The sequence below is a fragment of the Mycobacterium sp. genome (genome assembly GCF_046330795.1).
In the GTDB taxonomy this organism is placed as follows: domain Bacteria; phylum Actinomycetota; class Actinomycetes; order Mycobacteriales; family Mycobacteriaceae; genus Mycobacterium.
Map to the genome: position 1 here is coordinate 160357 of NZ_JAXLSA010000002.1, position 25377 is coordinate 185733.

Sequence of the window (25377 nt, forward strand, 5' to 3'; positions counted from 1 at the left end):
CGGGCACATGGACGGCGATCACCATCCGTCGGCCCTCGAGGCTCCCCCAGGGCTGGTGGCGCCGGAGAGCAGCTGCCGGTGACCGACATGTCCCTTGAGGTCGACGGCGACCATCATGGCGAGCCCGGCGTCCCGGCGGGTGGGGTGGCCCAGCCAGCGCCGGAGGCCTCCGCGCCGCCCGCGGCGGTGCCTTGCCGCGAAACCGGCTCCGGCCCAGTCTTCTTCGTCGGCGAGTCAGAGGGTGATGGTGACGCGGACGGGCACCAGCATCACCACGACGATTGAGCGCACCCGACGGGGCCTAGTGGTGTCCGCTGTGCGGATCGGACTGGGATTCACCCGGCGGGACGTTGGACGGGCTGGGGATGTCGAGGATTGTGCTGTTGGCCGGGGCGGTCGCGGGCGGTCGCGACGAGTAGCTGGATGCCGCTGGGCTCGGTGCCGACGGGAATCGGGGGCATCGCGGTGGACGACGAGAGATCGACCGCGGTGACGGTGTTGTCGTGTTGCTGGTCACCCACGCCCATGTGCCGGAGTCGTCGACGACCACGCCGTGCGGCCCGGCACCGGTGGTGACCGTGCTGCGGGCCGTCATGGCCTTGGTGTCGATGACCGACAGCGTGTGTCCCGGGGCGTCCTTGGTGCCTTGGTCGGCGGAGACGACCTCGTTGCCATCAGGGGTGACGATAGAGCTGGACCGGCGCAGTGGGAACGGCGACGCTGCCGACCACTTTGCGTTGTGCAAGATCAACTTTCACGACACTGGGCGGTCGGAGGTCCCGGTGTAGGCGTACTCGTAGCGGCCGCCGTTGACCGCGACCTGAGCGGGACTCGTACCGACCGGCACCGCTCCTCACGTATTTGTCGGTGGCCGGGTCGATCAGATCGACCGCACCGTCCATGGTGTTGGCGACCACGATGACCGAGCCACCGGCGGCAGCCCGCAGCCCATGGGGCATGCCATCGAGGGTGATCCGACCAGCCGGGCTCAAATCCTGGGGCCCGTAGACCGACACCGTGCTGTCCTCGAATTGGTCACGTAGACCTTGCCGTTGGGGGCTTCGATGACGTGGGCGGGATGGGGTCCGGTGGGCGCGGTGGCGGTCACCCGGTAGGTGGCCGGGTCGATGGCGACGACGATGCCGGCGCCGTTCGACCGCGTACACCACCGAGTCGTCACGGCCGACTTGGATGTTGTGTGGCCCTTTGATTCCGGTGAGGGTCATGGTCACCGTGTTGGTGGCGGCGTCGATGACCGACACGTTGTCGTGGCCCTCATCGGCGACCCAGACCGATCCGGACCGGGGTGGGGATGCCTGGGGCTTGCTCGAACATCCCGTCAGGGCTGTTGCAACAAGGGTGATGGCGGTGATCGCCCGTACTGCTGTCGCCAACGTGGCCCCCTGAGCCGACGAAGGACGCACCGCGTCCTGACGTGAATTCCACGCTACCCCTGCTGACCCTCACGGCATTTCGGCCTCGCTGAACCGGACTTTCAGTGGCCGTGGTCGAAGACCACCAGAGTGTGGGCGAGTGCGCCGTCGACGAAGTAGGCGCGACAGTCGAAATGGTCTTGGATCGTGGTGCCGACCTCGCTGGGCGCGTTGGCTGTCCCGGAGACGTTGAGCACCGTGATACGCGAAGTGTCGACACCCTTAAGCGCTTCGCTGGCTGTCAGGGAGGAGAAGTCCCGGCCCTCGTGCTCGAGGGTGCTGGGTTCGGTACGGACATCGGAGAGGGTGGCCTTGTCCGGGGCGACCAGCCGTTTCATCACCTCGGCTTGGCAGCGTTGTTGCGCGACCTGCTCAGTCGATGGTGCGGAGTCCGCAGACCTTCCTAGCCGCAGGGCGCCGGTGGCGACGGCGATAGCGACAATGGCGGCGCCGGCGACGACCAGGGCGGCGATCCACAACAGCGGCCGCGGTTGCCGCGATCAGCGTGGGGCTGACCATCGGCTCCCTGTTTCTCCAGTGCTCGGCCGGGGCATCGGGGACGGTGGGTGACGGCGGTGCACAGGTGGCACCGCCGGCTAGCCACTGCGCCCAGGGGACGCTCCAGTCGCCGTTTTGCCACTGTTGCAGCGGGCTCCGCCGGTGTCGCGGACTTCGACGATGTCCCCGGGCTGGGGAGAAGTTGTAGAACCACTCGGCGTTCTCGGCGCTGAGGTTCAGACAGCCGTGGGAGACGTTGGTGTTGCCCTGGGCCCACACGGTGTCTTCCAGGGCGTGCAGGTAGATGCCGTCGGTGCTGATGCGGGTGCTCCAGTTGATGGTTTGCTTGTAGCCCAGCCGGGAGTTGATGGGCAGGCCGTAGGTCGAGGAATCCATGACGACGGGGTTCGCCTTGTCCATCACGGTGTAGATCCCGGGTTGGGTCCAGAAGCTGATGGTGCGCCCGCTGATGGTTTCGCTGCCGCCCATCCCCATCGACGTCGGCATGGTGCGCCCAGTTGGCCGTTGCTGAACACGCTGACCTGTTTGGTGACGTCGTTGGCGATCGAGACGTGGGCGTCGCCGATGCGGAAGCTCACGCTCGCGTCGGCTTGCCCGTACAGGCCCTGGCCGCGGGGGACGCCGTAGATGTTGGCCGCGACGTTCACGGTGGTGCCCGGGGGCGTAATAGTGCTGGGGCCGCCAGTGCGCGGTCGCGTCGTCGACCCAGGTCCACGCACCGTCGACGGGCGGTTGGTGGTTACGCGCAGGGCGCGCTGGGCGGCTGCGCGGTCAGGACGGGCTCATCGAAGCGGGCGACCACGACAGTCCTGATCAGGTGCCGCCGTCGACGAGGCCAGCCGCCGGTGGTGGTCAGTCTCACCGCGGTCTGGTTGCCGGGCACTGTGCGGGGAACGTCGACACCAGGGCGCGGGTGACGTCGTCGGCGCCGCGGCCGGTTGCGGTCACGGTGTAGCTGCGGTCGTAGCCCAGCGGCACGGTGGGTTTCCGCCACCGTGTTGTCCGGGGTCATCACGCCCTCGACGGCCTTGCCGGTCCCGTTGACCATCTCCACGTTCGCGCTGCCGGCGGCCGCGGTGACGGTGACGGGGGCGAGCGGGTCGACGTTGTTCGCGTCGGGTCCTGGCTGCATGGACAGCTGTACCGAGCTGGTGCCGATACCGTCACAGGCGACGAACCGTGCGCCGAGTCGGCGTCGTGCCCACACAGCGGTAAGCCGGCAGCGAAACACCCCCGGCATGGCGAGCGCCACGACGAGCAGGACGACCAGATGAACCGCAAGCAGAGTGTTCCTCTGCAGCGTCCGGGATCCGAGCCATGCGCCGTAACATCTGGAGAAGGGCGCGCATAATGCCCAACCTAATCACCGAGCCACTCTCGGTCGGTTCGCGTCCGGCCCGAGCCGGCAATCTTCATCGAATCTTTGTCGAACCCGCACAAGAACCCTGTGCTCACGGGGAAGCCTGGTAGCCAGCAGATCGCGGACGGAGAACCATGCGCCTGAAAGCACTGTCCTCGACGTCGGCGGCTTGCACTGGGCGACCTCGACCGCGGTGATCGAGTCGGCGTCGCTGCGCCGGCCGGGTGTCAGCGGTGCAGGCCAACGCCGTCAACCAGACCGCGACGGTGACCTACGACCCGGCCACGACCTCCGTGGGTGAACTTGCGGACTGGGTACGCGACTGCGGATTCCACTGCGCCGGCCGCTCAGTGCCCCACCATGTCTGCGATCCGATGGCTGAACTGACGGCCCATACCGCCGAGACGGGCCATGTCCACCACCGCCATCACGCTCCCGAGGCGGGCCTGTCGGCGCCGCACGAGATGATGGGGCACGGCGGCCACGCGGGCATGTCGATGGACGCGATGGTGCGCGACATGCGAAACCGGTTCCCGGTGGCCTTGGTGCTGTCGATCCTGATCATGCTGTTCTCCCGGATGGGCCGGCACATGCTCGGCTTCATGATGCCGGCGCCGTTCGGCATGCGCGACGACGTCTTCACCTTCCCGCTGAGCCTGCCCGTCGTGTTCTACTCGGCGTGGATCTTCTTCGACGGTGCCTGGCGGCCCTGCGTGGGCCTCGACTTTGGACATGATGGTCCTGGTCGCCGTCGCCGTCGGCACGGCTGGCTCTACAGCGTCGGCAAGGCCTGCTGACCGGCGGCGGCGAGGTGTTCTACGAGGCCGCCGCGATGCTGACAACCTTGTGCTGCTGGGACATTGGTTCGAGATGTGCCCGGGGCGGGGCCAACGAAGCCATCCGCACCCTGCTCGAACTTGCGCCGCCGATGGCGGTGGTCGTCCGTGATGGTGAACCGGTGGAGGTGCCCACCGCCGAGGTGGTGGTCGGCGACCTGTTGTTGATCCGGCCCGGGGCCAAGATTCCCTGTCGACGGCACGGTTGAAGAGGGCGCCTCGAGGTCGACGAGTCGATGGTCACCGGGGAAAGCCTGCCGGTGTCTAAAGCGCAGGGCGACAGCGTCATTGGCGCCTCGATCAACACCACCGGCACCTTGCGGGTCCGCGCCACCAAAGTCGGCTCCGACACCGCACTGGCCCAGATCGTGGCGATGGTGCAGCAGGCCCAGAACTCCAAGGCGCCCGGGCAGCGGCTGGCCGACCGGGCGGCCTTCTGGCTCGTCCTGGTCGCGCTGATCGGCGGGACAGTCACCTTCCCGGTCTGGTGGGCCGTCGGGGCCGGAGAAGGCGCCGCGCTGCTCTTCGCGATCACGGTGGTCGTCATCACCTGCCCCGACGCCCTGGGTCTGGCTACCCCGACGGCCATCATGGTGGGTACCGGCCTGGGCGCCCAACGGGGCGTGTTGTTCAAAACGCCACGGCCCCGGAGACCTCAGCCCGGATCGACACCGTGGTGATGGACAAGACCGGCACACTCACCAAAGGCGAGCCGGAAGTCACCGATTTCGTTGCCGAGGGGATCGGCGAGCAAGAATCCGCTGGCTCTGGTCGCCGCAGTGGAGAAGGAGTCCGAGCACCCCTTGGCGGCGGCGATCGTGCGCTTCGCCACCGAAAAGGGCGCCGCAGCAGCCCTATTGACGGATTTCCGCAACGTGCCTGGCCACGGCGCCACCGCGACGGTCGCTGGCCGGCGGGTCGATGTGGGCAACCGCAAACTCATGGTCGAGGAAGCGGTGGACTTCCCGACGGCGTTGATGGGACGCCGCGATGAGCTCGCCGCGAGCGGGCGCACTGCGGTGCTGATCTCCGTCGACGGGCGCGGGGTCGGGGTGGTCGCCCTGGCTGACGCCGCGCGGGAGACGTCCGCTGACGCCGTGCGGAGCTGCACGACCTCGGGGTGAAGGTGGTCATGCTCAGTGGCGACAACCAGGCCACCGCCACCCGTATCGCCGACCAACTCGGCATCGACACCGTCATCGCCGAGGTGCTGCCCGGAGACAAAGCCGCCAAGATCGCCGACCTGCAGAGCCAGGGCCGAAAAGCCGCCATGGTCGGCGACGCGCCAACGACGCCCTGCTCTGGCCCAGGCTGATCTCGGGGTCGCGATCGGGGCTGGCACCGACGTCGCGATCGAAACCGCAGACCTAGTGCTGATGCGCTCGATCCCCTCGACGTGCCAATCGCCCTGCGGATCGGCAGAGGAACACTGCGCAAGATGCGCCAGAACCTCTGGTGGGCCGTGGGTTACAACGTGATCGCCCTGCCCATCGCGGCCGGGGTGCTCAAACCGGTGTTCGGGTTTGTGCTGCGCCCGGAGATCGCCGCCAGCGTCGATGTCGGCCCAGTTTTATCGTCGCCGTCAATGCCCTGATGCTCAAGGCCTGAAACTGCCGGTACCCCCAGCGCCGAGCGCCTCAAGCGCCCAGCAGCCCGCAGCCACCGCGGTGTGACAGCCGGCGCGTCTACTCCGAGGTCGGACCCAAAGCTCGAATCGCCGCGCGCAGTTTGGCGGTGACCTCGTCGGCGACCTCCTGTAAGGCGGGTTCGCCGGTGACCCGAACCAGCAGTTGGGGATTCATCGCCTCGACCAGCACCCGGGTGTCATCGTCAGGGTCGGTGCGCACCACGACGTTGCACGGCAGTGTAGAGTCGATCTGGCGGTCGATGTCCACCGCCCGGTGGGCCAGTGGAGGTTGCAGGCGCCCAGGATCAGGTAGTTCTCCATGTCCTGGTCCAGCTTGGCCTTCAGGGTGGCTTTCATGTCGATCTCGGTGAGGACGCCGAAACCCTGGCCGGCGAGTGCCTCACGGGTGGGTCACCGCGTCGGCGAACGAGGACTGCAGGGCAGTCGAGATGGCAATGCTCATGGTGTTTCCCCTCATGCGGCCCGTCACGGGTTCCTCTTCCCCGAATTCGGCACGCCCATCCACCGGATGGATCGCCGCAGGCCGTTCTTTATCGAATCTTCACAGAACGGCCAGGGACACCCCTATCAACGCGCGGAAGGCTGGAAACCGAACGAACGTGACGACAACGAAAGCAGCAAGGTGGTGAAGAAGACAAGGACTGTGGTGACCGGCATGGCTGCGCTGGCCACGGTGGCTGCCCTCGGGGGCGTGTAGCAACACCGCGACCAAGGAAGCCACGTCCTCGGCGGCGCCGTCGACGACCCAGACCTCCCGGCTGCGCCGGCCGCCGCGCACAACATGGCCGATATGCACTTCGCGCAGATGATGATTCCGCATCACTCAGCAGGCCATTGAGATGAGCGACATCATCCTGGCCAAACAGGGCATCGACTCCGCGCGTGGTGGACCTGGCCAAGCAGATCAAGGCCGCCCAGGGCCCGGAGATCCAGACGATGCAGGGCTGGATCAGCCAGTGGGGCATGGGCGGCATGAGCGGAATGCCGAGCATGAGCGGGATGCCTGGTATGGACCACGGCGGCATGAGCGGAATGCCCGGTATGGACCACGGCGGCATGCAGGACTCCGCACACCGACCACCACCAGCATGATGCCCAGCGGGCTCGATGATGCCGAGCGGTTCGATGATGCCCGGCATGGATCACGGCGGCATGGACATGTCCGGAATGGACGGCATGATGTCGCAGGCTGACATGGACGCGTTGAAGAACGCCGACGGCGTCCAGGCCGCCAAGCTCTACCTGACCGGCATGATCAAGCACCACCAGGGTGCGCCTGCTCATGGCGCAGGACGAGATCAAGAACGGTCAGTCCACCGACGCCATCGCGCTCGCGAAGTCGATCCCTGAGAGCCAGCAGAAGGAAATCGACACCATGAACCAGATCCCGAGTTCGCTGTAGGAGGAGAACCCGTGTCCCAGACACAGACCTACCGGGTCCGGGGCATGACGTGCGGGCATTGCGCCTGGGCGGTGACCAGCGAGCTTCACACGCTGGGCACCGTCACCGACGTCGCCGTCGATCTTGTCCTGCGCAAGGTGATTCGACCGTGACTGTCACCAGTTCGGCGGCCCTGGACACCGAGGCCATGCGCGACGCGATCGATCGCGCCGGCCATGAACTGGTCGGCACCGCCGCCGGCTGATGTGAACCCCGCACCGCCGGGGCCGTTGATGTCGCCACCGTGGCGGTGAAGGCATCTCCCCGTCCGTCCAGGAGCTGGTCACCGCGACGTGACCGCCGTGGGCCTCGGTCAGGGCTTTGACGATGGCCAGCCTGGATGCTCGAGCCACCGCGTCCACGGTCGCGGGCGTGTCGGCGCGGTAGAACTGCTCGAAGAGGTGCGGCAGGTGCTCGGGGGCGATCCCTTCGCTGTCGTCGGCGACGGTGAACACCACCTCGGTGCCGGCGCGGCTGGCCGTCAGGCTGACATGCCCACCGCCCGGGGTGTGGCGCAGCGCGTTATCGAGCAGGTTGCCCAGCACCTGCATCAGCCGTTGCCGGTCGGCCCACAGACGCCCACCATGGGTCCGAGTGGTCAGGGTGACCCCCTTGACGGTGTACCGTTCGGCGGCAACGGCTTTCACCGCGCCGACGAGCTCATCGACGTCGACCCACTGCGGGGTGATCGCGGCGCAAGGCCTTGGCCTGTAGCCAGCGCGGCGGCGTCGTTGGAGAACCACCAGCCGCCCGGTCTGCTCGCGCAGCATCGCCATGGTTGGCGGGTCAAGGGTTTTCACGCCGTCCTCGACGGCTTCGAGGTAGGCCTCCAGACCGAGACCGGGGTGGATCTCGTGGGCGAGGTCACCAAAGAGCTGGCGGCGGGTGGATTCCACCGACTGAAGACGCTGCGCTGTCCGGCTGAACGCCACCGCCAGTTCGTCGAACTCCTCCCCGAGTCTCGGCGGGGCCACCTGGATGTCGTAGCGGCCCTCGGCGACCGCGGAGGCCGCTGCGGAGACCTCGGCGATGGAACGCTGCAGTCGCCGGCTCAGGTAGGCGGTCACCACGAACGCGGCCGACGCGGCCACCGCGATCGCGACTGCGATCGGGATGGGCGTAGTCGCATGCTGATAGGCCTGCTCGGCGTGGAATTGCTCGTTGGAGTCGTGGGCCACCCCGGCCATGTGCAGATGCTCGCGGAACAGCGGCGGATCACCAGCGAGGCCACCACCCAGGTGGTCACCCCGCCGGCGAGCAGCACCAGAGTCTGGGCCAGCAACAGCCGCCGGCGCATCCCGAACCCGGTGCGCGTTGCGGGCGCGGTCATTCCCCGCTGCCCATCCGGTAGCCCACCCCACGGACGGTGAACACGAACCTCGGATCGCGGGTCGCCCGGCGAGCCGGCGGCGCAGGTGCCCGAGGTGAACGTCGACGAGATGGTCGTTGCCGACCCACGGCCTCCCCCAGACCGCGTCGATCAGCTGGCGGCGGCTCCACACCACCCCGGGCCGCGACGACAGGGCCGCGAGAATGTCGAAACCCGGTGCGGGTCAACGGGATCGACTCGCCATCAAGAAGACCAAGCCGGCTTCGGCGATGTCGATCGACAGGCGGCCCGAACACCCGCGGTGGAGCCTCGACGGCGGGCGGGACCAGAGCCGCCACGGGTACCGCGCGGGACGGCGCAGCATCGCCCTGATCCGAGCCACCAACTCCCGCGGGCTGAACGGCTTGGTCACATAGCGTCATCGGCCCCGACCGACAGCCCGACGATGGTGTCCATTTCGGTGTCTCGGGCGGCCGGCATCACCACGTAGGCGTCGGAGAACGCGAAGTTGGCGGCAGACCTCCAGCCCGTCGATGCCCGGCAACCCCAGATCGAGCACCACCACGTCGGGTCGACCTCCCGGGCTACCGCCAGCGCCTCGGCCCCGGTGTGGCACACCGTCACCTCGAAGTGCTCGCGGGTCAGGATAGCCGAGACCACGTCGGCCAGCGCCGCCTCGTCGTCGACCACCAGGCGCATAGCCCAGGTCGCCGCCACCCGCCGCGGGCTCGGAATTCGGATCCATGCCTTCATCGTGCCGTGCCCGAACGCGAGGTCCGCATCTTGAGCGAATCTTCACACAACCAACACCAAACCCCCGGGCAGGCGGAGCACAGTAGTGAGGACAACGCCACGAACGACGGGATCGTGATGACCGGCAAACCTGGCTCCACCGCTCTGACCCGGCGCGGGTTTCTCGCTGCCAGCGTGCTCGGTGGTGCGGCCCTGGTCGCCTGCAGCCGCTCGACCACCGCCACCGCGCCCAACGGGAGCGGACCGGCCGATCCCATCGCCGCAGCCGAAGCCGCCCGCCCACACCGGAAAGACCGTCACCGCACGCCCTGGCCCCCGGCCCGGCCGACATCGACCTCGGAGGCACCCGGGCGCAGACCCTGGCCTACAACAACGCCGTTCCCGGCCCGATGATCCGCGCCAACGTCGGCGATGACATTGCGGTCACCGTCGACAACGGCCTGGACCACCCGACGTCGATGCACTGGCACGGACTGGCGGTCCGCAACGACATGGACGGCGCCGCACCCGCCACCCCAACGTTGATCCTGGAAAGTCGTTCACCTACCGGTTCAGCTCGCCCTACCCGGGCACCTACTGGGCCACCCGCACACCGGGCTGGACACCGACTACGGCCTGTACGTGCCGGTCATCATCGACGACCCGGCCGAACCAGGCCACTACGACGCCGAGTGGATCGTCATGCTCGACGACTGGACCTCCGGAGTCGGCAGCAGCCCCGAACAGATCTTCAACGGCCTGAAGTCCATGGGCGGCATGGGCGGCATGGGACACATGCCCGGCATGGGTGGCATGGGCGATATGGGACACATGCCCGGCATAGGTGGCATGGGTCAGATGCCCGGGATGGGCGGCATGGGGTCGATGCCCGGCACCCCAGGCGTGGAGCGGCCACGTCCACCAGCCCCCTGCTCGGCGGCGACGGCGACGTCACCTACCCCTACTACCGCGGCCGCATCCCCTCGGCGGCAACCACATTCACCGCCAAACCCGGTCAGCGGATCCGTATCCGCATCATCAACGCCGGCGCGGACACCGCGTTCCGGAGTGGCCGGCCGGTCGCCGCATGACCGCCACCCACACCGACGGATTCCCCGTCGTCCCCACCGATGTCGACGCCCTGCTGCTCGGCATGGGAGAGCGCTACGACGTCATTGTGACCGCCAAAGACGGGGTGTTCCCCCTGGTCGCCTCAGCCGAAGGCAAGAACGCCGTGGCCCGCGCTGTTGTCCGCACGCCGCCGGCAGCGCACCCGACCCGACGTTCCGGCCGACGGAGTTGACCGGGCTGGTGGGCACCGTGGACACCTTCTCCGCCACCCCGCAGGTCAGCTGCCCACCACCAGCGACCTGGACCTGCAAGCCAGGCTGACCGGCACGATGATGGCCTACGACTGGATGATCAACGGCCGGCCCTTCGATCAGACCAAGCCCCTGACCATCCACGAAGGCCAACACGCCACGCTCACCTTCACCAACAACACGATGATGTGGCATCCCATGCACTTGCACGGCCACACCTTCCAGGTCATCAAAGCCGACGGCACCCCGGGCCCGCGCAAGGACACCGTGATCGTCACACCGATGCAAACCGTGGCGGTCAGGCTGGTCACCGACAACCCCGGAATCTGGATGTTGCCTGCCACAACGCCTATCACATGGACGCCGGGATGATGACCACCCTCAACTACACCGGCTCCCACAGCTCACAGAGAGAACGAAGGAGAAGTTCCCGATGTTCCAGTCCGACCCGCATTGCGAGCGGATGAGGATACGCAGGCATGGTTATCGGAATGGTCTTGTTCTGGGCCCTCATCATCGTCGGCATCATCGCCCTCATCGATACCCGCCAGCGCACCCAAAGCGCAAGACGTCATGACCGGGTGCCGCCCTACCGCATTCTGAGTCACCCGAGCAGATGCTGGCGGCCAAGGTCGCCCGCGGGGAGATCGACGAGACCGAATACCGCCACCGCCTCGACGTTCTGCGGGCCACCGCACCGTGACCGCTCGGGCAGGGCAGCCGCGACGCACGAATCCTCGCCTACACCACCGTGCTGCGGCGCCCAGTGCGCCGCCACCGACCGCGTGCTGTCCACCAGCGACACCGATGGGCATCCGCCTCCGCGGAAATGACCTGGTCACCCTCGGTTCGGTCATGTACGTCATGACCGGCATACCTACTAAAAGCGCAGCATCGCCGCCAATGCAGCCTGCTCTACCTGGTGATTCCGGTGCCCGCAAGCTGCTATGGCCGATCCCGCCCGCGACGATCCAGCTGCGCGGCAGCGCGATCAATCCGCGACTGGACCGACACCGAGGGCACCGATCGCTACCAGCTTCCTGCTGGGCCGCCCGAATTTCTTCCGCGAGCTCCGCGACCGCGGCGAATCCACATCTGCTTCCTGCGGATCGAACTGGATCCGGTCATCCGCACCTACCTGCTCGTACCCCGATCTGGCGGGCTCGCCCGTCCGGCAGCGCCAGAGCAATTCGCCCGTGACGCCGCGCGCTCTCTCATCCGAGCGAATCTTCACAAAACCAATACGCAACCTGCCGCCACACGGGCGCGGGGTGGAGTCGAGCCCGCCACGAGGGCGGGACACAGGCAGTGTAAGGCCAACGCCGACTGTTCGAACGAACGCACCGGCCCAATTGCAGGAGGGAACAGCACAATGACCGAATCCCCAGAAGCCGCAACGATTGTCTCGCCGGTGGCCCCACCGAGGATGTCCACCGCAACGGTCGGCTCTACCGCGCCCTGGCATGGGGTCAGGATCGTTGCGGGCATTGTCTTCATCATCGCTGTAGTCTTTTTCTCCGGATTCTTCGCGGCCCGCGCGTCAAGCGGCTACGGGTGGCATCAGGGCTTACAGAGCGGCCAGATGCAGCCCGGCAGCCCCATGGGCCGCGGTGCCCGATGATGCAAATGCAGCAGGAGGCATGGGACAAGGCAGCATGGGCCCCGGAATGATGCCCGGCGGCATGGGTCAGGGCGGCGTGGGACCGGGAGGCATGAGGCGCGACCCCGAGCCCGACCACCCGACACCACCACAGGCCGGCCAGCGCTAAAGCTATTCAGCCGGCTTTGCTTCGCCGCGTAACGCTCTTGGACGTCCGTAGCCGGTAGGACTCCGTGCCCGTTTCAGGATGTGGGCGTTGAAAGTGATGCGGTCGACGATGGCGGCGACCCGAGGCGGGGGTCGGAGAACACCGCTCCCCATTCACTAAAGGGCAAATTGCTCGCCAGCGCGATACTGGCTCTTTCCTCCGTTCGGTGATGATGAAGGCAATTCCATCCGCGGTGGTCGATTTGGACGTACCCGACCTCGTCGAACAGCAGCAGATCCAGCCGGCCGTAGCGGGCCACCACCCGGGACAGGACACGTTCATCAGCGGCCTCGACGAGTTCGTTGACCAGCTGAGCACAGGTGATGTAGCGCACCCGACGGCGGCCTGCTCGCAGGCCGCAAGCCCCAGCCCGATGAGCAGATGGGTTTTGCCGGTGATGCCCACTGCACCGAGCAGGACCACCGGCTCGCCTGCACTCATGTAGTGTCCAGCTGCCAGGGTGGCCAGCTGGGCGGGCTGGATGGTTTTGACCGCGTCGACGTTGAACTCCGACAGACGTTTCGGGCGGGGGAATTTCGCGTCCGCGATGCGGCGGGCGCGGCGTCGCTCCGGTCCGCTCATCGACCTCGGCGGCCAACAACTCCGACAGGAAGACCAGGTATGACTGGTGTTCGCGGGTGGCGATCTCGGCTATTCGCGCCACCTCGGCGCAATGCTGGGCAGGCGGAGTTCCCTGGCGGCGGCTACGTCGCCGCCAGAGCGGCTTCATCACTGCGGGTAGTCATCGACAGGTCATCCCTCGCCAGTTAACAAGACGTCATAGCCGTGCGGCCAGAGTCGAACCCGGACGGTCATAACGCGTGCCCACCCCGATCCGGTACCGCACCAGCGGACCGGTCCTCGCCGTAGCTGTGGCGGCGTGCCTCGATGACCACCACTTGCGGATCGCATATCCCGGAACAGCCGCGGTGTTCATCGCCTCCTGGAGGAAGAGCGGGCAAGCTGCGATGGGCCAGCAGGACCTCGATCAACGCTCGTGTTCCGCGGCGTCCCCGCGGGAACGGCTTGAGCAACATCCCAAAAGCGTTGATGCCGATGTAAACGCCCCGCTATTTTTGGCCTGGGCCAGAGCCGTGGCCCAGGAAGGCTCCTGGTTTGACCGCGAGCACCTCCAGGTAGTGATCAACGCCAACACCTCGACATGCCGGCCGGCTGGGTCATGGGCTGCAACAAGTTTGGCGCCGTCATAGGCCTCCACCGTGGTGGCGCTGAGTCGTACGGTCACCCGTCGCCCTGCGTAGCGGCGGGCACCGAGTAGTAGCGGCGAACCGAGATCCGCGGCGTAGATCCACCCGCGCCCGCAACACCAGGGCGGGATCGAACTCCTCGACCGGAAGATCCTGCAGCTGAGCACTTCGGGCTAAACGCCTCGGCGATCAGCAGGGCCGGCCGGTGATCACACGGGTGTCATCGAGGAGATCGCGGCGGCGATGAATCGGTTCAGCTCAGCCAGCGAGGGCGACGTCAGCAGGTACCAGTACCAGGTGACGGCAGCGGAACCGACCGATCTCGCCTTCCACACCGCCCTTCTCGTGGGCGCCATCACCGCCCGGTCGACAAAGAAGCTTGTCGAAGCCGTAGTGGCTGCACCGTGCAGTGGCTTTCCTGATCCGACTCGGTGCAGTTCCGGCCCTTGAGCACCTTCACCGGCGGGCTTGAGATTGTCATATCGGATCCGGGCCGGCACTCCGCCGATGTGGTTGAACGCCAACACATGTCCCTGTAGGAAAGCTTCCTGGGCCTGGAGGTGGTGAACGCGACGTGGAAATACCCGCCCGGAGCACGAGAGCCGCATCACGAACATCCAGCACTTGATGAGTTCCCCGTGCGGGCCCAGAACTCCCCGAAATCCACCTCGGCCTCCGCGCCAGGCTCATGGTCACAGGGCACCGCAACCTCTACCCGCCGCATCCCCAACTCGCCGCGGCGGCCAGCCACCACCGGCGACACCGTCACCTCCGAACACGATGCGCCGTGTTCGGTGACCAGCCGCTGCCAAGATCCGCCGGGCTGTGTGACGCTGTTTGACCGGCGCGGTTTGATCGGCCGTCAGCCAGGTGTCGATGATCGCGGCATAGGGGTCGATCGCCGGGCGCGACCGCGACGGGTATTGCTTACGCGCCGGCGGCACCGCCGATGCCAACGCCTGGCGCACGGTGCGCCGATGCACCCCATGGCGATTCGCCAACTCCCGAATCGACAGCCCCTCGATTCGCCGATCCCGACGGATCTGCTCGAACACTTCCACCCGCGACCTCGCCACGCCCCGACCTCCGCATCACCAATTACCGACACGAAGATCGCAACCAGGGTGGGGCCAACATTGATGACGACACGCCGCCCCCACAAGCGGACTAGATCACCACCCCGGGGTGGGGCCGACATTCATGACGACAACCACCTCAACCGGGGCCAAGACAGGTGACCACACTCACTGGCAGGCAGATCACCCGTTGGCGGCAATCTTCGCAACCGCTGGCAGAGTGCTGGGAACAGTTCTACCGTGAGCAATTGGGGGTTGCTTTGTACCTCGTCAGAGCCGGTCCGCGGTCCAGGGCGACAGACTGGCCGGCGCCGAGGGGGAAGTAATGATTCGAAATCGAGTAATGGCGGCGTTCGCGATCGCCGTCGCAGTAATGGGGCTCACCGTCGCCGTGACGATGCCGGTGTCCCACGCCGACGTGCTGCCCAATGGGTACGACGTGTCCTGCAAGAAGGCCAATGATTCCCAGGTGGTGTGCACGATTGGAGGCTGCCCGCGGGTTTACGAGGACTATGCCGGGGACGTGGTGCACACCAGGGTCAACGCCCTCCCGCAGAGCGAGATCGGAAAGTCGTGCGGCGCGACCATAACCCAGACCGTCAACATGTCGTCCGGGTTCAACTACGCCGTCCAGGGCTGCCGCAAGCACATGACGAGCGGTGACGACTGTGGTGCGTGGTCGGACTACACGTACACCGCGCCGGCTGTCGCCGCGCCGCCTCCTGCAGCGCCGGCTCCGCCACCTCCGGCGCCTGCGCAGACGAAGCAATGTCCGGACGGTGGCCCCGTGATCCCGGTCAACGACGCCTGCCCGGTCAAGAAGGCCGCTCCTACCAACGCTGTGACGATGAACGTCCAGAGGGCCGGTCTGCAGGTGAACGTCACCGTGGGGAACACCTCCGATCTTGCGGCTCAGTGCACCTACGATGCGACCGAGGTCAATGGGTTGGGCTTGCCGGTCCATCGCGACTTCAGTCTTGCTGCCAGAGGAAGTACGACCCTGACCTTCCCCGCTCCGCTCATCGGCCAATCGTGGCGACTCGTGGCGGCCTGTACCGCTCCCTTCGACGGGCAGACTGTCGAGATCGGTCGTGCCACTGGGAACGCCTGATCGGCATCGGTGACCGTTCCCAACACGGCCGATCGGCACCGGTGGAAGTCCTGCGGCCGACTCAATGACGATGTGCGGCAAGGGATGTCATGACCGTGTCCTGGCTCTCTGAATCCGTTCGTTAGTCTGCAGCGATGGTGACAGCCATCGAAGCTCGTCCGTTCGTGGACGGAATCGTGTTCGGCGAAGGACCCCGGTGGCGATCCGGGCGGCTGTGGTTCACCGACAGTCCCGCGGGCACGGTGTACTCGGTCGGTGAGATTGGTGACCTCGCCACCGAGGTCGAGGTCGAGCGGCCGTCCGGCCTGGGTTGGCTGCCCGACGGGACATTGGTGGTGTCGAGCTTGTTCGCGCCGACGGTCCACTTCGTCGATGCCGGCGGAACAGTGATCGACACGGTGGACGTGAGTGACGCCGCGTGGTCGACGAACGATCTTGTCGTCACCGCGGACGGTCGGATCTTCGTCGACCTGTACCAGCACTACGGAACGGCGATGGGTGGTGGTATCGGCCTCCTTCAGCGCAACGGTGACCTGCGCGTGGTCGCGACGGATCTTGCGGTGCCCAACGGTCTCGGGGTGCTGCCCGATGGCTTGACGCTTGTGGTGAACGAGACCAACGGCTCACGGGTTCTTGCGTATTCGTTTCTATCCGACGGCGGACTGGGCGAGCAGCGGGTGTTCGCGGACCTACCGGGGGACTGTCATCCGGACGGGCTGTGCGTCGACGCCGAAGGAGCGGTCTGGGTCGGGTGTTATGACACCGGTGAGTTTCTCCGGGTCCGCGCCGGTGGCGAAGTAACCCATCGCATTTCGGTCGATCAGGGTTGGGCGGTCGCGCCATGCCTTGGTGGCGCCGATGGGCGCACCCTGTACATGGCGGTCAACGACACCACCCATGAGGGGCTGATGGCAGGCACGTCGACGGGGTGGATCATGCAGGCGCGCGTTGATGTGCCCGGTGCAGGATCGCCGTAGGACGAGCCGTCTGCGAGGACTGTTGCGATCGCCGTCGGCGCGTGCTTCGCCACCCGTAGCGCGTCGCGTCAGAAGGTGTTCACCAGGGCGCGCTCCTCGACCATCTGTCGCGACATCGAGTAGTGGTGGTAGTGCATCGCGCACTTGATAACGCAGATGAACAACACGGCGGGATCCGGTCGGCGGCGCAGTATGGTCGCCATCTCGCGGCGGTAGATCCGGCGCAGGTGCGGCTCCGGGATGGTCGTCATGAGCCGCAGGAACAACCCGGCCGCGCGCAGCGCGTCGAGGGATTTCGCCCGCCGCCTGTGCCAGCGGTGCCGCTTCCAGTATTCGGCGCGGGCCCGGGAGAAATTGAACTTCCTTGTGAGATAGAGATTTTCGAGACGCTCGAAATAGAAGTTCGGTTCGTAGAGATCGCGCATCAGTGCGACGTACCCGTCACGCAGCTGTTCGCGGGACATGCCGAGCGGGATCACGTTGGTGCCGAAGGGCTGCAGGTCCTCGAGATCGAGCCGGCCCTCGTCGTGCAGCCGGGCGTGCAGGGGCGTCTTGGGGATGGCCGAGAGCATGCCGACCATCGCATGCATGATGTCGGTCTGACGCATGAATTCGCGCTGGGCGGCGAAGATCTGGGTATCGTCGTGGTCGAATCCGACGATCATTCCGCACCACACCTCGAGTCCCGCGTCCTGGATCCGGCGGACCCGATCGACGGCGGTGTCCCCCTTGTGGACGTTCTGGTACTTCTTCGTCTCGCGCAGCGATTCCTCGTTCGGGCTCTCGATCCCGATGAACACGACCTGGATGTTGGCCGCGTCCATCAGGGCCATCAGTTCGTCGTCCTCGGCGAGGTTCAGCGACGCCTCGGTGAAGAACGAGAACGGATAACCCTCGGCTTCCTGCCAGGCCGCGATGTCCCGCAGCAGCACCTTCACCGCGGCCTTGTTGCCGATCAGGTTGTCGTCGACGATGAATGCGATGGTCAGATGTTGGCGGCGCAGCGCCTCGAGCTCGGCGATCACCTGCGCGCTGGTCTTGAGCCGCGGCCGGCGGCCGAACGTGACGATGATGTCGCAGAACTCGCACTGGAACGGGCACCCGCGGGAGAACTGGATGCTGCCGAACAGATATTCGCCGGCGTTCAGCAGGTCGTAGCGGGGTACGGGGACCTGCGTCATGTCCGTCCGTTCGGACTGCTCGTACCGCGGCTGATGGGCGCCGGCTGCCCAGTCCTCGAGGAACCGGGGCCAGGTGGTCTCGGCCTCGCCGACGAAGATCGCATCGACCAGGCCGTCGAAGTAGTCCTCCTGCACGCTCACCCACGGGCCGCCGACGACCGTGAAGGTCCCGCGGGACTTCAGTTCGCCCAGGATCTCCCGCATCCGGGCGCGCTGGACGGTCATTCCGGTGAGCCCGACGACGTCGGCCCGCGCGACGCGGTCATAGTCGATGGGCTCGACGTTCTCGTCGATGATCGTCACCCGGTGACCCGGCGGCGTCAGCGCGGCCAACAGTGGCAGGCATGCCGTCGGCAGATTGCACTTCTTGCCGACCAACGGCAGCGCTCGCTCGAGGCCCCAGTAGGACAACTCGAATCGCGGGTTGATGAGCACGATGTCGGCCATGATCGTCCGTTCGCTCGGATCGGTGGCCACGGTGCAATGGGCCGGATGGCCGCGTTCGTCACCTGGATCGTAGCCCTCGACGAGGCGGCCCGGCAGGGTGTTTTGGTCGTGCGCCCGAGGCCCCGCCCGTACGATTGGCGGCATGACGCAGGCCGCGGGGAGCGTAACGGCTCAGGATGTTCGCGAGGTCGTTCTCCCGAAGACGCCGGTGGGCAGGAGGGGGTACGACGAGAAGTCGGTCAACGACTTCCTGCAGCTGGTCGCCCGCCGGCTCGACGGCCGTGGTCACCTCAGCGCCGCCGACGTCCGTGGCATCAGATTCCCCAGGTCGTCGGTGCTCAAGCGTGGCTACGACATCGCGTCCGTCGATGAGTTGCTGACCCGGGTGGCGGCCGCGGTCGACGCGCTGCCCAGCTCGTAGTGATGTCCAATGGCGTTGGGGGACATCAGAATCCGTGACGGGAGGACGACGAGGTGGCCGAGTGGATAACCGCGCGTGCCGCCGAACTGTCGAACCTGTCGGTGTTCGCGGACTGCTTCCCCGCTGATCTGTATCCGCTGGCGGCGCTGCTCGAGCCGTTGCGCGCCGGTGACGGTGAGGTGCTCATGCGGCAGGGGGAGACGGCGCACTCGTTCCTGATCATCGCCACCGGCAGCGGCCTCGTCGAGCGCATCAACGCCGACGGCCAGACCCTGCGGATGACGATCGAGGCCGGTCAGCTGATCGGCGAGATCGCGCTGTTGCGGCGCGGACCGCGGGTCGCGACGGTCCTGGCGGCCGGTGAGGTCACGGGCTGGGTCGGCCGCGATGACGCCTTCGACACGCTGATCGAGCTTCCCGGTGTCCTCAACACGTTGGTGCGGACGGCGCGCCAGCGAATGGCCGCGTTCATCAATCCGATCCCGATCCATCTCGCCGATGGCACCATATTGCTGCTGCGTCCGGTGCTGCCCGGCGACAGTGCGCGGGCCGAGCGGGGCGCGGTCGAGTTCTCGGCGGAAACGGTGTTCCGCCGGTTCATGTCGCCGCGCGAATTGTCCTCGTCGCTCAAGGCGTATCTGTTCGAGGTCGACTATGTGAACCACTTCGCCTGGGTGCTCTGCGATCTCGAGGACGGTATGGTCGGTGACGTCCGCTTCGTCCGCGACGAAGACGATCGCACGGCCGCCGAGATCGCCTTCATCGTCGGGGACGAATACCAGGGCCGCGGCGTCGGTTCCTTCCTGATGAAGGCGCTGATGCTGGCCGCGAGCGTCGCGGGTATCGAGAAGTTCACTGCGCGTGTGCTTTCCGACAACCTGCCGATGCGCGCGATCCTGGACAAGTACGGTGCGAAGTGGGAGCGGGAGGACATCGGTGTGGTGACGACGGTGATCGAGGTGCAGGAGGTTCGCGAGGTCAGACTGCCCGCCGACCTCAAGGACCGCATCCGCGATGCCGCGCGGCAGGTGTACGGGGCGCTGAGCTGAAATGGGCCGACCCCCGCTGAACAAGGACACGACGTTGTGCATCTCGCTGGCCGCCCGGCCCAGCAACATCGGCACCCGGTTCCACAACTATCTCTACGACCAGCTCGGTCTGGACTTCATCTACAAGGCGTTCACCACCACCGACATCGCGGCCGCCATCGGCGGTGTGCGGGCGCTGGGTATTCGCGGGTGTTCGGTGTCCATGCCGTTCAAGGAGGCCGTGCTCGATCTGGTCGACGAGGTGGAGCGCTCGGCGCTGGCGATCCGTTCGGTGAACACGGTCGTCAATGACGGCGGCGTGCTGTCGGCGTCGAACACCGACTACATCGCGGTGCAGCGCCTCATCGTCGAACACCATCTCGATCCCGCTCGATCGGTTCTGATCCACGGTAGCGGCGGAATGGCCAAGGCGGTTGGTGCGGCCTTCCGGGACAACGGATTTCACGACGGCGTCGTGGTCGCCCGCAACCCGACCGCCGGTCCCGAACTGGCCGACCAGCTCGGCTATCACTGGCGGCCGCACGCCGGGGGTGCGGCGGCGTCGATCCTGGTGAATGTGACGCCGGTCGGAATGGCCGGTGGCCCAGAGGAATTCGACAGCCCATTTTCCGATGAGGCTGTGTCGCAAGCGGACACGGTGTTCGACGTCGTGGCGATGCCGGCCGAGACCCCGCTGATCGTGGCGGCCCGCCGGGCCGGCAAGCAGGTGATCACCGGAGCGGAAGTGATCGCGTTACAGGCGGCCGAACAATTCGAGCGCTATACCGGGGTGCGCCCCACCGCCGAGCAGGTCGCCGAGGCGTCGGCGTACTCGCGGGCCTGATCGACAGCGGGGCCGCTCCGTCAGGGGGTGATCTTGGTCTGCTTGTCGATGACGGTGGTGCCGTCCATCAGGACGGGCATGTCGCTCTCGAGGCCCTCGGCGTTCAGCTGGAACACGTACACGCCGCCGTCGGTCGGAATGACCGTGGTCTTCTGGGCCACCAGCCATGAGTCGCCGTTCTTGACGTAGCTGCCGCCGACCTGGGAAGCCTTGAACCCGCTCAGCTGGGCGTCACCGGGCGAGCCCAGCGCCTGGAAGTTCGGGAGACTCTTCAGTGCGGCCGGTGCCAGCTCCAGCACTTTTGCCTCGTCCACGTTGCCGGTGAGCTTGTAGAGGCTGGCCCGGATCCGCGGCGGCTTGTCCTTGCTGACCGCTCCGCTGTAGACCAGGCCGCCGTACGGGTCGTCGTCGCTGGGTTCGGCGACGGCCCAGCCCTGCGGGGTGGGCAGGTCGATCGTCGGGCCCGGTTCCCCGCGCCGGATGACGGTCTTCTGGATCCCGTTCTTGGCGATGTAGTCGTCGAGGGTCTCCCCGGCGGCGGCCGGAGCGCCCGATGTGGGCGCCGGGGACGTGGACTCGGGCGCGGGTGAGGGTGCGGATGTCGCCGACTCGGCGGACGTCGTGGAGGTCGCCTTCTCCTCGGTCTTGGTGTCCGAGCCGCAGGCGGCCAGGGTCAGCGTGAGGGCGACCGCAGCAATGCCTGCCCCGGACACCGCGGTGATTCGCATCATTCGGAACGTGTCTCCTTCCGGCGCACGCCTGGCGCGGGCGTTCGTGCCGCGAAGTCGCAGCCAGATGACAGTAACCGAATCCGTCGAGAGCCGGTTGGGCAAGCCACCCGGGAATCGCGCCCGGTGGGTATCGTGGGCCGTGTGCGCCGCACCTGCGCAAACTGTGGAAGGTTCCGATTCAGTTGGTGTCCTACGCCACGATATGTATAAAGTGCACGGAGTCTTGTCTTGCAGAATCGGAGTCCTGCGCCGAATCTGCGGTTGCCGGCAAACGCGCCGGTGCCGGACATCGAGTGGGGTGGAGGTCAGTCGAATGGTCGGTAAGGCATCGCGTGCCCTGATCGTCAACGGATTCGTGGGGACGTCGGTCATGGCGCTCATGTGGGCGCCGCCGGCCGCGGTCGGCGTCGGGCTCATGGGCACGACGGCGCTGATCATGGGTGGTACCGGACAGCCGTTCGTGAACCCCTACGTTCGGGATGCCGACGTCGACGGCCTGCCCAGCTACCCGTTCGCACAGTGGGGTCTGACCGACAGCAACGGTCAGCCCGCCGGCTACGTCAAGGACGTTCTCGACCACTACATCATCCCCAACCTGCCCGAGGGCGATGATGGCCTCACCACCAAGGTGGTGTGGAACCCCAACGAGATCTGGCCGTTCATCGGCAGCCGCACCTTCGATGCCTCCGTCGCGACCGGCGCCGCGCAGTTGACCAACTGCCTGACCAGCCCGTCGACCTGCGTCTCGCACATCTACCCCGACGGCGAGGCCGGCGACTCGAACAGCTTCTCGGTCTTCGGGTACTCGCAGAGCGCCACCGCCGCCTCGCAGGTGAAGGCCGCGCTGATCGAGAAGTACAAGGACAACCCCGAGTCCGCCCCGCAGGACATCAACTTCACGTTCATCGGTAACCCCAACCGGCCCAACGGCGGTCTGCTGGAGCGGTTCACCCCCTGGTACTTCCCGATCGCCAACATCAGCTTCAACGGGTCCAGCCCCACCGACAGCCCGGTCGTCGGCGACAAGTTCCTCTATCCCACCGCCGACATCGCCCGTCAGTACGACTTCTTCGCCGATTTCCCGAAGTACCCGCTGAACCTGCTGGCGGACTACAACGCCCTGATGGGCCTGCTGTTCCTGCACCTGGACTACTTCAACACGTCCGACGCCGGCACCGGCTACCTGGACCAGGGGCAGACCGGTGACACCCACTACTACATGATCTCGACGCCGGTCCTGCCGATGCTGATCCCGCTCGAGCTGTTCGTCCCGCTGCCGCTGCTGAAGGTCATCGACGCGCCGCTGCGCGTGCTGGTCGAGCTCGGCTACGACCGCGAGACCGACGCGGGCACGCCCACCACCGGCCAGATCTTCGGGCCGAACATCGACCTGTTCAAGGTCGCCGGCAACCTGATCAGCTCCGTCTTCGTCGGCATGGACGACGGCATCTCCACGCTGTTCAACAACCCCAACTTCCGGCCGTTCGGCACCACCGCCAACACGTTCGGTGCGGGCGGCATCACGCTCCCGACCGTGGACGTCGCGACGCCGGCAGTGCCGCAGACCACCAGCGATCTAACGGCGACGGCGAAGAGCTTCTCGCTGACATCCACCGACGAGAGCAGCGACTCCGCGCTTGCCGATAAGGCCGCCGCAGTGGCCTCGTCGCTGGTGGACACACCCACCACGGATGCCACCGCGGCTGCGGCCACCGAGACGCCGGCCGCCAGCACCGCGGCGCCCACCACTCCGGCCGCGTCCACCACCACGGATACGACGACGACCACCGACGACACCACGAAGGTCGACGACACGACCAAGACGGACGACACCACCACGTCTGACGACACGACCAAGTCCGACGACACGACGAAGTCTGACGACACCACGAAGTCCGACGACACCACGAAGTCCGACGACACGACGAAAACGGACGACACCACCACGTCTGACGACACGACGAAGGCCGCCGATCAGTCGACCACGGACAAGAGCGCTTCCACTCCGTCGTCATCCAGCAGCTCGAGCTCCACGTCCAGCAGCTCCAGCTCCTCGTCGAGCAGCAGCTCCAGCTCGGGCGCGTCCGCTGCGGCGTAGCCGGAGTTTCGCCGCAGCCGGATGCGGGTAGTGGTCGCACCATGCGCGCGTCCACGTTGATCGCAACGTCACTGGCCACCGCTGCTGCCGCCGTCGTCGGGAGCGTCAGCAGCGCCCAAGGTGTCAAGACCTGGTATCCGTCGCTGGTCAAACCGGGCTACGTACCGCCCGATGCCGTGTTCCCGGTGGCATGGACGGCGCTGTACGCCACCATCGCCACCACCTCGGCCGGCACGCTGGATCGGTTGGCGGACAACGGCGATGACGACGAACGTCGCCGCTACGGCGTGGCCCTGGGAACCAATCTCGCCCTCAACGCCTCCTGGAGCTGGCTGTTCTTCAAGGCGCACAAGCTCGGCCCGTCGACCGTCGCCGCGGCCGCGTTGGCACTCAGCAGCGCCGATCTGGCCCGGCGTACCGCACGCGCCAATCCTGTTGCGGGACTGGCACTTACCCCGTATCCGGCCTGGTGCACCTTTGCGACCGTCATGACCGCCGATATCTGGCGGCTCAACCGCCGCCGCAGCTCCGTCCGGTAGATTTGCTGCGTGCCCAGATCCGCAATGTTGCTCGCCGTCACCGCGGCGGCACTGTTGGCTGCCTGCTCGTCGGACGAGCAGACCGCCGACATCACCAAACTGTCCGACCTGAAGTCCTTCTTCGGTCCGCAATACCGCATCAGTGACATCCCGAAGTCCGGGATCGATCCCAAGACCATGACCGGGCAGAAGCTGCCGGACGGCATGACGATCGATCCCGCCAACTGCAGTGACTACGTCAAGACCCCACAGGTGCCCTCCGACGCCAAGGGCAACATGACCGCGGTCACCGCGGAAGGTGACGGGAACCGGTTCATCACCATCGCGATCGAGACCAATGAACCGCTGCCGGTCGTCGAACCCAGTGACGACTGCAAGAAGATCACCTTCACCGGCAACGGGATGAACGGTGTCGTCGAGACGGTGCCCACCCCGCATATCGAGGGTGCGCAGACCTTGGGCGTTCACCGGACCGTGAACATCCAACGCGACGGGCAGAACCAGACCGGCGAGCTGTACAGCTATCGCGCGTACTTCGGCAAGTTCCAGGTGATGGTGACCGCCAACCCCGTGCTGGCACCCAATCAGCCGGTGGCGCCGGTGGATTTCAAGCGCGCCGAAGACCTGCTGGTGGCCGCGGTGGACGCCATCCGCGGCAAGTCCTAACGCACGCCGCGCGGGCGGAACTGGATGCTGATCCGCGGCCCGCTGGGCCGCGCCGTCTTCGGGATCGCGTGCTCCCAGGTGCGCTGGCAGGAACCGCCCATCACCAGCAGGTCGCCGTGATGGTGGCGGATCCGCAGGGCCGTGCCGCCGCCCCGCGGCCGCAGCGCGAACGTGCGGGTGGCGCCCAGGCTCAGCACGGCCACCATGGTGTCCTCGACGGCGGATCGGCCGATGGTGTCGCCGTGCCAGGCCACGCTGTCGTTGCCGTCGCGGTACAGGCACAGCCCGGCGGTGGTGAACGGCTCGCCCAATTCGCCGGCGTAGATGTCGTTGAGCCGGCGGCGGATCTGCTTGAGCGCCGGATGCGGGGCCTCGTCGCGCAGCAGGTCGTGAAAGCTGACCAGCCGGGGGACGTCGAGCACCCGGTCGTACATCTGCCGACGCTCCGCGCGCCACGGGATGGCGGCCAGCAGTTCGTCGAACAGGGTCGGTGTCGTCAGCCAGCCGGAGCGCACGTCCACCCAGGCCCCGTGCCTGAGGTGGCGACGCTCGGAGTGGTCGAACAGCGACTCCTGGACCGGAAGCGACACACCCCACAGCTTATCGCACAGACGTTCGATT

General features: G+C 66.8%; 24 protein-coding genes and 9 pseudogenes. 19 read left to right on the forward strand and 14 right to left on the reverse strand.

Going from position 1 to position 25377, the window contains the following annotated elements; all coding sequences use genetic code 11:
- Positions 1-78: 78 nt before the first annotated feature.
- The gene (locus tag U0R18_RS07975) at positions 79-285 is read left to right on the forward strand and encodes a hypothetical protein (RefSeq protein ID WP_526367685.1); all 207 of its coding nucleotides are present in this window, start codon (positions 79-81) and stop codon (positions 283-285) included.
- Positions 286-301: 16 nt separating this feature from the next.
- Here U0R18_RS07975 and U0R18_RS07980 read toward each other — a convergent pair whose 3' ends face one another.
- Positions 302-745: a YncE family protein gene (locus U0R18_RS07980; RefSeq protein ID WP_526367686.1), complete on the reverse strand. Its 444-nt coding sequence runs from the start codon at positions 743-745 to the stop codon at positions 302-304.
- Positions 746-1224: 479 nt separating this feature from the next.
- Here U0R18_RS07980 and U0R18_RS07985 point away from each other — a divergent pair, with 479 nt between their 5' ends.
- Positions 1225-1407 carry a hypothetical protein gene (locus U0R18_RS07985; RefSeq protein ID WP_526367687.1) on the forward strand — a complete coding sequence of 61 codons (183 nt, stop codon included), beginning with the start codon at positions 1225-1227 and terminating at the stop codon, positions 1405-1407.
- Positions 1408-1495: 88 nt separating this feature from the next.
- Here the strand turns inward: U0R18_RS07985 and U0R18_RS07990 are convergent, their stop codons facing one another.
- The gene (locus tag U0R18_RS07990; protein WP_526367688.1) at positions 1496-1771 is read right to left on the reverse strand and encodes a hypothetical protein; all 276 of its coding nucleotides are present in this window, start codon (positions 1769-1771) and stop codon (positions 1496-1498) included.
- Between the two features lie 247 nt (positions 1772-2018).
- A pseudogene (locus U0R18_RS07995) lies at positions 2019-3192 on the reverse strand (Ig-like domain-containing protein); the annotation flags it as partial.
- Positions 3193-3415: 223 nt separating this feature from the next.
- Here U0R18_RS07995 and U0R18_RS08000 point away from each other — a divergent pair.
- The 5 genes and pseudogenes from U0R18_RS08000 to U0R18_RS08020 all read left to right on the forward strand — a co-directional run.
- Positions 3416-3695, forward strand: a pseudogene (locus U0R18_RS08000) (cation transporter); the annotation flags it as partial.
- Positions 3696-4240: 545 nt separating this feature from the next.
- Positions 4241-4828 (forward strand): annotated as a pseudogene (locus U0R18_RS08005) (HAD-IC family P-type ATPase).
- 51 nt (positions 4829-4879) lie between these two features.
- Entirely contained in the window at positions 4880-5272 is a 393-nt protein-coding gene (locus tag U0R18_RS08010; protein WP_526367689.1) for a hypothetical protein, read from the forward strand.
- Positions 5269-5463, forward strand: coding sequence for an HAD family hydrolase (locus U0R18_RS08015; RefSeq protein WP_526367690.1), 195 nt, complete (start codon positions 5269-5271; stop codon positions 5461-5463). The genes U0R18_RS08010 and U0R18_RS08015 overlap by 4 nt, the downstream gene beginning before the upstream one ends.
- Positions 5464-5586: 123 nt before the next feature.
- A complete protein-coding gene (locus U0R18_RS08020; RefSeq protein WP_526367691.1) occupies positions 5587-5742 on the forward strand; it encodes a hypothetical protein in 156 nt (51 codons plus the stop codon).
- 91 nt (positions 5743-5833) lie between these two features.
- Here the strand turns inward: U0R18_RS08020 and U0R18_RS08025 are convergent.
- A pseudogene (locus U0R18_RS08025) lies at positions 5834-6238 on the reverse strand (DUF302 domain-containing protein).
- Positions 6239-6421: 183 nt separating this feature from the next.
- Here U0R18_RS08025 and U0R18_RS08030 point away from each other — a divergent pair.
- Together U0R18_RS08030 and U0R18_RS08035 are read left to right on the forward strand one after the other, a co-directional pair.
- Positions 6422-7198 (forward strand): annotated as a pseudogene (locus U0R18_RS08030) (DUF305 domain-containing protein).
- Between the two features lie 11 nt (positions 7199-7209).
- Complete coding sequence (locus U0R18_RS08035) at positions 7210-7350, forward strand: heavy-metal-associated domain-containing protein (RefSeq protein WP_526367692.1); 141 nt, start codon at positions 7210-7212, stop codon at positions 7348-7350.
- Between the two features lie 3 nt (positions 7351-7353).
- Here the strand turns inward: U0R18_RS08035 and U0R18_RS08040 are convergent, their stop codons facing one another.
- Together U0R18_RS08040 and U0R18_RS08045 are read right to left on the reverse strand one after the other, a co-directional pair.
- The gene (locus tag U0R18_RS08040) at positions 7354-8424 is read right to left on the reverse strand and encodes a sensor histidine kinase (protein WP_526367693.1); all 1071 of its coding nucleotides are present in this window, start codon (positions 8422-8424) and stop codon (positions 7354-7356) included.
- Between the two features lie 139 nt (positions 8425-8563).
- A pseudogene (locus U0R18_RS08045) lies at positions 8564-9312 on the reverse strand (response regulator).
- Between the two features lie 125 nt (positions 9313-9437).
- Here U0R18_RS08045 and U0R18_RS08050 point away from each other — a divergent pair.
- Both U0R18_RS08050 and U0R18_RS08055 read left to right on the forward strand, forming a co-directional pair.
- A pseudogene (locus U0R18_RS08050) lies at positions 9438-11088 on the forward strand (multicopper oxidase family protein).
- A 12-nt stretch (positions 11089-11100) separates the two neighbouring features.
- A pseudogene (locus U0R18_RS08055) lies at positions 11101-11324 on the forward strand (SHOCT domain-containing protein).
- Here the strand turns inward: U0R18_RS08055 and U0R18_RS08060 are convergent.
- The 5 genes and pseudogenes from U0R18_RS08060 to U0R18_RS08080 form a co-directional block, all read right to left on the reverse strand.
- A complete protein-coding gene (locus tag U0R18_RS08060; protein WP_526368315.1) occupies positions 11226-11426 on the reverse strand; it encodes a hypothetical protein in 201 nt (66 codons plus the stop codon). The pseudogene U0R18_RS08055 and the gene U0R18_RS08060 sit on opposite strands and share 99 nt — an antisense overlap.
- Positions 11427-12396: 970 nt before the next feature.
- Positions 12397-13175, reverse strand: a pseudogene (istB, locus tag U0R18_RS08065) (IS21-like element helper ATPase IstB).
- Positions 13176-13417: 242 nt separating this feature from the next.
- Entirely contained in the window at positions 13418-13804 is a 387-nt protein-coding gene (locus U0R18_RS08070; RefSeq protein ID WP_526367694.1) for a Mu transposase domain-containing protein, read from the reverse strand.
- A gap of 42 nt (positions 13805-13846) precedes the next feature.
- Complete coding sequence (locus U0R18_RS08075) at positions 13847-14161, reverse strand: hypothetical protein (RefSeq protein ID WP_526367695.1); 315 nt, start codon at positions 14159-14161, stop codon at positions 13847-13849.
- A gap of 168 nt (positions 14162-14329) precedes the next feature.
- Complete coding sequence (locus tag U0R18_RS08080) at positions 14330-14698, reverse strand: hypothetical protein (RefSeq protein ID WP_526367696.1); 369 nt, start codon at positions 14696-14698, stop codon at positions 14330-14332.
- A gap of 358 nt (positions 14699-15056) precedes the next feature.
- Here U0R18_RS08080 and U0R18_RS08085 point away from each other — a divergent pair, with 358 nt between their 5' ends.
- Together U0R18_RS08085 and U0R18_RS08090 are read left to right on the forward strand one after the other, a co-directional pair.
- Positions 15057-15824 (forward strand): hypothetical protein, encoded by a 768-nt coding sequence (locus tag U0R18_RS08085; protein ID WP_526367697.1) that lies wholly within the window; start codon positions 15057-15059, stop codon positions 15822-15824.
- A 134-nt stretch (positions 15825-15958) separates the two neighbouring features.
- Positions 15959-16801, forward strand: coding sequence for an SMP-30/gluconolactonase/LRE family protein (locus tag U0R18_RS08090; RefSeq protein ID WP_526367698.1), 843 nt, complete (start codon positions 15959-15961; stop codon positions 16799-16801).
- 68 nt (positions 16802-16869) lie between these two features.
- Here U0R18_RS08090 and U0R18_RS08095 read toward each other — a convergent pair whose 3' ends face one another.
- Entirely contained in the window at positions 16870-18459 is a 1590-nt protein-coding gene (locus U0R18_RS08095; RefSeq protein WP_526367699.1) for a B12-binding domain-containing radical SAM protein, read from the reverse strand.
- Positions 18460-18571: 112 nt separating this feature from the next.
- Here U0R18_RS08095 and U0R18_RS08100 point away from each other — a divergent pair, with 112 nt between their 5' ends.
- The 3 genes from U0R18_RS08100 to U0R18_RS08110 are packed head-to-tail and all read left to right on the forward strand — an operon-like array spanning position 18572 to position 20722.
- Entirely contained in the window at positions 18572-18850 is a 279-nt protein-coding gene (locus U0R18_RS08100; RefSeq protein WP_526367700.1) for a DivIVA domain-containing protein, read from the forward strand.
- Positions 18851-18903: 53 nt separating this feature from the next.
- Positions 18904-19899, forward strand: a complete 996-nt coding sequence (gene pat, locus U0R18_RS08105; protein ID WP_526367701.1) for an acetyltransferase Pat — start codon at positions 18904-18906, stop codon at positions 19897-19899.
- 1 nt (position 19900) lies between these two features.
- Entirely contained in the window at positions 19901-20722 is an 822-nt protein-coding gene (locus U0R18_RS08110) for a shikimate 5-dehydrogenase (protein WP_526367702.1), read from the forward strand.
- Positions 20723-20742: 20 nt separating this feature from the next.
- Here U0R18_RS08110 and lpqN read toward each other — a convergent pair whose 3' ends face one another.
- On the reverse strand, positions 20743-21453 hold the full coding sequence (gene lpqN, locus U0R18_RS08115) for an envelope biogenesis lipoprotein LpqN (protein WP_526367703.1): 711 nt from the start codon (positions 21451-21453) through the stop codon (positions 20743-20745).
- A gap of 313 nt (positions 21454-21766) precedes the next feature.
- Here lpqN and U0R18_RS08120 point away from each other — a divergent pair, with 313 nt between their 5' ends.
- The 3 genes from U0R18_RS08120 to U0R18_RS08130 are packed head-to-tail and all read left to right on the forward strand — an operon-like array spanning position 21767 to position 24756.
- A complete protein-coding gene (locus U0R18_RS08120) occupies positions 21767-23551 on the forward strand; it encodes a PE-PPE domain-containing protein (protein WP_526367704.1) in 1785 nt (594 codons plus the stop codon).
- 41 nt (positions 23552-23592) lie between these two features.
- On the forward strand, positions 23593-24090 hold the full coding sequence (locus U0R18_RS08125) for a TspO/MBR family protein (protein ID WP_526367705.1): 498 nt from the start codon (positions 23593-23595) through the stop codon (positions 24088-24090).
- A 24-nt stretch (positions 24091-24114) separates the two neighbouring features.
- Positions 24115-24756: a DUF5642 family protein gene (locus U0R18_RS08130; RefSeq protein WP_526368255.1), complete on the forward strand. Its 642-nt coding sequence runs from the start codon at positions 24115-24117 to the stop codon at positions 24754-24756.
- On the opposite strand, the gene U0R18_RS08135 is transcribed toward U0R18_RS08130, so the two are convergent.
- On the reverse strand, positions 24753-25346 hold the full coding sequence (locus U0R18_RS08135) for an alpha-ketoglutarate-dependent dioxygenase AlkB (protein ID WP_526367706.1): 594 nt from the start codon (positions 25344-25346) through the stop codon (positions 24753-24755). The genes U0R18_RS08130 and U0R18_RS08135 overlap by 4 nt on opposite strands.
- Positions 25347-25377: the final 31 nt, after the last annotated feature.

Bases quoted from the DNA above. Each gene is read 5' to 3' on its own strand.
- U0R18_RS08090 (WP_526367698.1), top strand. From the start codon at position 15,959: ATGGTGACAGCCATCGAAGCTCGTCCGTTCGTGGACGGAATCGTGTTC.
- U0R18_RS08100 (WP_526367700.1), top strand. From the start codon at position 18,572: ATGACGCAGGCCGCGGGGAGCGTAACGGCTCAGGATGTTCGCGAGGTC.
- U0R18_RS08085 (WP_526367697.1), top strand. From the start codon at position 15,057: ATGGCGGCGTTCGCGATCGCCGTCGCAGTAATGGGGCTCACCGTCGCC.
- U0R18_RS08110 (WP_526367702.1), top strand. From the start codon at position 19,901: ATGGGCCGACCCCCGCTGAACAAGGACACGACGTTGTGCATCTCGCTG.
- U0R18_RS08130 (WP_526368255.1), top strand. From the start codon at position 24,115: ATGTTGCTCGCCGTCACCGCGGCGGCACTGTTGGCTGCCTGCTCGTCG.
- U0R18_RS08120 (WP_526367704.1), top strand. From the start codon at position 21,767: ATGGTCGGTAAGGCATCGCGTGCCCTGATCGTCAACGGATTCGTGGGG.
- lpqN (WP_526367703.1), bottom strand. From the start codon at position 21,453: ATGATGCGAATCACCGCGGTGTCCGGGGCAGGCATTGCTGCGGTCGCC.
- U0R18_RS08040 (WP_526367693.1), bottom strand. From the start codon at position 8,424: ATGGCCGGGGTGGCCCACGACTCCAACGAGCAATTCCACGCCGAGCAG.
- U0R18_RS07985 (WP_526367687.1), top strand. From the start codon at position 1,225: ATGGTCACCGTGTTGGTGGCGGCGTCGATGACCGACACGTTGTCGTGG.
- U0R18_RS08125 (WP_526367705.1), top strand. From the start codon at position 23,593: ATGCGCGCGTCCACGTTGATCGCAACGTCACTGGCCACCGCTGCTGCC.
- U0R18_RS08020 (WP_526367691.1), top strand. From the start codon at position 5,587: ATGCGCCAGAACCTCTGGTGGGCCGTGGGTTACAACGTGATCGCCCTG.
- U0R18_RS07990 (WP_526367688.1), bottom strand. From the start codon at position 1,771: ATGAAACGGCTGGTCGCCCCGGACAAGGCCACCCTCTCCGATGTCCGT.